This window comes from Psychrobacter pacificensis, from assembly GCF_900101915.1.
In the GTDB taxonomy this organism is placed as follows: domain Bacteria; phylum Pseudomonadota; class Gammaproteobacteria; order Pseudomonadales; family Moraxellaceae; genus Psychrobacter; species Psychrobacter pacificensis.
In genome coordinates, this window is sequence record NZ_FNAL01000061.1 from 1 (window position 1) to 1,070 (window position 1,070).

The window sequence follows — 1,070 nt, forward strand, 5'->3', positions numbered from 1 at the left end:
TGTAGTGGTCAAATATTTTTAGACAGTACTTAAGAGGTTTTTGTTGAAATAAAGTCTCTCTTTCTCGCTCGGTGTTAAATACTCATTAAAGCTGTGTGGTCTTACACTTTGATAATAGCCCCAAATATAATCATTTACTGCCTGCTGAGCCTCATCAATATTGTCATAGCCGTTTTTTGGCATCCACTCTGTCTTAAAGCTTCTAAAGAACCTCTCTGTAGGTGCATTGTCCCAACAGTTGCCTCGTCGGCTCATACTATGCGACATACCATTGCACTTGGCTACGCATTTAGCATACTCTTCACTGGTATAATGACTGCCTTGATCTGAATGAAACAGCACGCCTTTAGGCTCAAGTCTTATGTGATATGCCATTTTTAGTGCAGATGTGGTCAGCTGGGTATTCGGGCTATCTGACAAGGCAAAACCAACAATACGTCGAGCATATAAATCCATAATGATGGCTAAATAACACCATCCGCCTTTGATACGAATATAAGTAACATCACCTGTCCACACTTGGTTTGGTGCAGTGGGCGCAAACTGACGGTCTAGTATGTTTCCATAAACTTTATGGAATTTTTCACAACGCCTGTACTTATGTGATTTTATCTGTCGACTAATCAACCCCATTTGTGCCATCAGTTTAACTGCTCTGTAGCGTGTGAGTTTAATGTCATGTTGATGCGTGACGATAGCAGATATCGTCCTTGCACCAGCCGAGCCATTTGACTGCTCAAACACTTCTCTGATTAAGGCTTTGAGCCTTATAAGTTCAATGTCTATAGACCTAGATTTAGTACTGTTGTAATAGCTGCTTCTAACAACCCCAAACAGTTCACATAGCTTGTGTTTGCTAATATGCTTATGATGCTCTGCAAGCTTGGTTATTAGCGATAGACGCTGAGATTGTCTTGGGCTAGCAGAGCAGATGCCTTTTTTAATATATCTCGCTCCATCTTAAGCTGCTTGACCTGTTTTTCAAGCTCTTGTATACGCCGTAATTCAGGCGTTAGGGCTTTGCCTTCTGATGGCATGACGCCTTGCTGTTCTTTACGGTATTTATATAC

1 protein-coding gene and 1 pseudogene are annotated in these 1,070 nt (G+C 41.3%); both read right to left on the minus strand.

The genetic code is table 11. From position 1 onward, the window contains the following. Positions 1 to 18: 18 nt before the first annotated feature. A complete protein-coding gene (locus BLR43_RS13440) occupies positions 19 to 945 on the minus strand; it encodes an IS3 family transposase (RefSeq protein ID WP_143007466.1) in 927 nt (308 codons plus the stop codon). Continuing rightward, a pseudogene (locus tag BLR43_RS13705) lies at positions 891 to 1,070 on the minus strand (IS3 family transposase); the annotation flags it as partial. The gene BLR43_RS13440 and the pseudogene BLR43_RS13705, both read right to left, overlap by 55 nt.